Origin of the sequence: Micromonospora maritima (assembly GCF_902825405.1) — a bacterium.
In the GTDB taxonomy this organism is placed as follows: Bacteria; Actinomycetota; Actinomycetes; order Mycobacteriales; family Micromonosporaceae; genus Micromonospora; species Micromonospora maritima.
The window spans coordinates 1-4,116 of record NZ_CADEAU010000466.1; the positions used below are offsets into that span (position 1 = coordinate 1).

Here is a 4,116-nt window from a genome sequence, read left to right on the forward strand (position 1 = left end):
CGGGTCGCCTCGCCGACCGTGCGGTCGCCCACCGGCCGGTCCCGCCGCTGCGCCACGGCGACCACCAGCACCACCAGCGCGCAGGCGAGCGCGAGCCAGGTCAGCGCGGCGGTACGCGACGGGCGCGGCGGCGCGGGGTGGTCGGTCACGGTCAGTCGCGCAGGATCTCCAGCGCCCGGGCCAGGTCGTCCGGGTAGTCGCTGACGAAGGTGACCTCGTCGCCGGTGCGCGGGTGCGCGAAGCTCAACGAGCGGGCGTGCAGCCACTGCCGGGCCAGTTTGAGCCGGGCGGACAGCGTCGGGTCGGCGCCGTAGGTCAGGTCACCGACGCAGGGGTGCCGCATGCTGGAGAAGTGCACCCGGATCTGGTGCGTACGCCCGGTCTCCAGGCGCACGTCGAGCAGGCTGGCGGAGGGGAACGCCTCCAGCGTGTCGTAGTGGGTGATGCTCGGCTTGCCGCCGGAGACGACCGCCCAGCGGTAGTCGTGGTGGGGGTGCCTGTCGATCGGCGCGTCGATGGTGCCGCGCAGCGGGTCGGGGTGGCCCTGCACCACCGCGTGGTAGCGCTTCTCCACCTCGCGGTACTTGAACGCCCGCTTCAACGCGGTGTACGCCTGCTCGCTCTTGGCCACCACCATGATCCCGGTGGTGCCGACGTCGAGCCGGTGCACCACGCCCTGCCGCTCGGCGGCGCCGCTGGTGGAGATCCGGTGGCCGATGCCGGCCAGCCCGCCGATCACGGTCGGGCCGGTCCAGCCGGGGCTCGGGTGCGCGGCCACGCCGACCGGCTTGTCGACCACCACGATGTCGTCGTCGGCGTAGACCACGGTCAGGCCGGGCACGGCCTGCGGCACCACGGTCGGCGGCGCGGCCGGCGCGGGCAGCGTGACCTCCAGCCAGGAGCCGGCGCGCACCTTGTGCGAGTTGGCCCGGGCCGCGCCGTCGACGAGCGCGTCCCCGGCGTCGACGAGCGCCGCCGCGGCGGTGCGGGAGAGCCCGAACAGCCGGGACACGGCCTGGTCCAGCCGCATGCCGTCGAGCCCGTCCGGGACGGGCAGGGAGCGGTGGTCGCCACCGGTGGCGAACGCGGCGGTCACGCGCGCTCCTTCTGGTCGGCCGGGGCGTCCTCGGTGGCGGGTTTCGTGCTGGCCCGGGAGCCGTCGCGCTGCCGGCCGGTCAGCTCCAGGAAGACCGCCAGCACCACGCCGCAGAACAGGGAGCTGTCGGCCAGGTTGAACACCGGGAAGAACTCGCCGTACGGGCCGAACACGCTGATCATGTCGACCACGTGGCCGACGAAGTGCCCCGGCGCGCGGAAGATCCGGTCGGCCAGGTTGCCCAGCGCGCCGCCCAGCACCAGACCCAGCGACACCGCCCAGGGCAGCGACCGCAGCCGCAGCGCCATCCAGGCGATCCAGCCGATCACCGCGAACGTGATCAGCGGGAAGACCCAGGTGTAGTCGGCGCCGATGCTCCACGCGGCGCCGCTGTTGCGGGTGAGGGTGAAGTAGACGGCTCCGCCGAGCACCGACACCGGCTCCTCCCGGCCGGGCAGCTCGCTGAGCGCGAGCTGCTTGGTGCCGAGGTCCGCCAGGAGCGAGACCAGGGAGACGCCGAGCAGCAGGCCGGCCGCCTTTCGGCGGGGCGTGCCGGCGCCCGTCTCGGTGGTGCCGGGCCCGGCGGGCGGTGCTGCGGTCATCTGCTCCCCATCGACGCTCGCGACGGTGGCGGTCACCGTCTGCCGTTCGGCCGCCGGGGAACGGACGTCAGCGCCGCTCCGCCAGCTGCTTGCAGCTCACGCAGAGGGTGGCCGACGGGAATGCGGCGAGCCGCTCCACCGGGATCGGGTTGCCGCACCGCTCGCACCAGCCGTAGCCACCCTCGTCGAGCCGCTCCAGCGCGCGCTCGACCTGCGTGATCCGCTCCTTGATGCTGTTGGCGAGAGAGATCTCCTGCTCGCGCTCGAACGTCTTGGTGCCGGTGTCGGCCTGGTCGTCCCCGGCCGAGTCGGTCAGCCGGTCGCGCTGCAGCTCGGTGATCTCGCTCAGCGTCTGATCGTACTCGGCGTTGAGCTCGTCCCGTCGTGCCGCCAGGGCGGCCCGGATCTTCTCGGTCTCCGCCGCGCTGCGGGTGGCCTTCGCCACCGGTTTGCGGCCGGCGGTCCTGGTCTCGGCTGGCTTCGCCATCGTCAGCTCCCTCAGCCGCGTGGCGCGGCGGTCAGCGGTACGTGGGCAGGGGTCACCGGCGCCGGCGTCCCCCACGAACAGAACGGGCGCACGGCGACCGCGCCGCGCACTCCGGAGGTTGGCAAGAATACGGAACGTACAGGCGTCCGACAACGTGCCGCACCGTCGCTCCGCTTTTCCGCCCCGCCTTGCCACTAATCGGGGCAAAAGGAACGCTAGCAGATCAGCCGGTCCGGTCCTCCCCGTACTCCCCAAACCAGCGGGCCAACCGACCCCGGCGGCTCACCGCCCGCAGCCGCCGCTCCGTGGCGTCCCGCGCGCCGGCGGCGGCGACGATGAGCAGGCTGTCCCCGACCTTGAGCCGGGTGTCCGGACCGGGCACGAAGCCGACCCCGTCGCGCAGCACCAGCGTGACCGCGGCGCCCACCGGCAGGCGCAGTTCGTCCACGTGCACCCCGGCCAGCCGGGAACCCTCCGGCACCTCCAGCTGGAGCAGGTCGGCCCGCATCCGCTCCAGCGGCGCGGTCTCCAGCAGGATCTCGCTCGCCTCCGCCGGCGCGGTCACGCCCAACCGGCGGGCCGCCGGGGCCAGCGTCCCGGCCTGGAGCAACGTGAAGATCACCACCAGCACGAACACCGCGTCGAAGAGCCGGTCCGCGCCCGGCACCCGCAGCGAGAGCGGGATGGTGGCCAGCACGATCGGCACCGCGCCGCGCAGGCCGGCCCAGGACAGGAAGAGCTGCTCGCGCAGGTTCACCCGGAAGGGCAACGCGGAGACCGCCACCGACAGCGGCCGGGCGAGCAGCAGCAGGGCCAGTCCGGTGATCACCGCCGGCAGCACCGCGGCGTCCAGGCGGCTCGGCGACACCAGCAGGCCGAGCAGCACGAACAGCCCGATCTGGGCCAGCCACGCCAGCCCGTCGGCGAAGCCGAGGATCGCCTGCCGGTGCGGCAGCCGGGAGTTGCCGAGCAGCACGCCGGCCACGTAGACGGCCAGGAATCCCGAGGCGTGCAGCACCGACCCGGCCGCGTACGCGAGCACCGTGAAGCCGACCACCGCGATCGGGTAGAGCCCGGACGAGGGCAGCGCGGCGCGCCGCAACGCGTACCGCCCGGCCAGGCCGGCGCCCACGCCGACCGCCGCACCCGTTCCCAGCTCGTAGCCGAGCACCAGCACCTCGTACCACCAGGGGTGGGCCGCCTCGCCCCCGGCCCGGGACAGCAGCAGCACCAGCAGGACCACCGGGGCGTCGTTCATCCCGGACTCGGCCTCCAGCGTGGCCACCAGGCGCGGGGGCAGGCGCAGCCGGCGCAGGGTGGCGAAGACCGCCGCCGCGTCGGTGGACGAGAGCACCGCGCCGTAGAGCAGGGCCAGCCGCCAGTCCAGGCCGAGCAGCAGGTGCACCACCACGCCGACGACCAGGATGCTGACCACCACGCCGACCGTGGACAGCGCCGAGGCCAGGCCGAGCACCGGGCGCAACGTGCTCCACCGGGCGCTCAGGCCACCCTCGGCGATGATCACGATGAGCGCGCAGAAGCCGAGCACCCGGGTCAGCTCGACGTCGTCGAACTCGATGCCCAGGCCGGCCTCGCCGATCAGCACGCCGAGCGCGAGGTAGACCAGCAGGCTGGGTACGCCGAGGCGGGTGGAGAACCGCACCGCCCCCACCGCGACCAGCAGCACGGCCGCGCCCACCAGCAGCGCGAGGTTCAGCCCCGGGGTCATCGCCGACCAGCCCGACGGTTCCTCACCCGGCGCTGCCGTCGCGCAGCCGACGCAGCACCTCGGGCAACCCGGCCACCGGGCGCTCGACCAGGAAGATCTTGTCCCGGCTGGCCGCGCCGGCGCGAAGCGACACGGTGGCGGGCCGGACGCCCAGCGCCTGCGCCAGGGCCCGCCGCACCGCCTCGGTGGCCCGGCCGTCGAC

The 4,116-nt window shown here is 74.2% G+C and carries 5 protein-coding genes; all 5 read right to left on the reverse strand.

All coding sequences use genetic code 11. The features are described from left to right. Positions 1–151: 151 nt before the first annotated feature. Positions 152–1,096: an RluA family pseudouridine synthase gene (locus tag HUW36_RS27155; RefSeq protein WP_174530740.1), complete on the reverse strand. Its 945-nt coding sequence runs from the start codon at positions 1,094–1,096 to the stop codon at positions 152–154. Beyond that, entirely contained in the window at positions 1,093–1,698 is a 606-nt protein-coding gene (gene lspA / locus HUW36_RS27160) for a signal peptidase II (protein ID WP_174530741.1), read from the reverse strand. The genes HUW36_RS27155 and lspA overlap by 4 nt, the downstream gene beginning before the upstream one ends. A 67-nt stretch (positions 1,699–1,765) precedes the next feature. After that, entirely contained in the window at positions 1,766–2,185 is a 420-nt protein-coding gene (locus tag HUW36_RS27165) for a TraR/DksA family transcriptional regulator (protein WP_174530742.1), read from the reverse strand. A gap of 223 nt (positions 2,186–2,408) precedes the next feature. Beyond that, positions 2,409–3,914 carry a potassium/proton antiporter gene (locus HUW36_RS27170; protein ID WP_174530743.1) on the reverse strand — a complete coding sequence of 502 codons (1,506 nt, stop codon included), beginning with the start codon at positions 3,912–3,914 and terminating at the stop codon, positions 2,409–2,411. Between the two features lie 22 nt (positions 3,915–3,936). Beyond that, positions 3,937–4,116 (reverse strand): DUF167 domain-containing protein (locus tag HUW36_RS27175; RefSeq protein WP_246248343.1); only part of this gene is annotated, 180 nt, incomplete at its 5' end.

Excerpts from the sequence above, each read along its gene's own strand:
- lspA (WP_174530741.1), bottom strand. The coding sequence starts at position 1,698 with ATGACCGCAGCACCGCCCGCCGGGCCCGGCACCACCGAGACGGGCGCC.
- HUW36_RS27165 (WP_174530742.1), bottom strand. The coding sequence starts at position 2,185 with ATGGCGAAGCCAGCCGAGACCAGGACCGCCGGCCGCAAACCGGTGGCG.
- HUW36_RS27170 (WP_174530743.1), bottom strand. The coding sequence starts at position 3,914 with ATGACCCCGGGGCTGAACCTCGCGCTGCTGGTGGGCGCGGCCGTGCTG.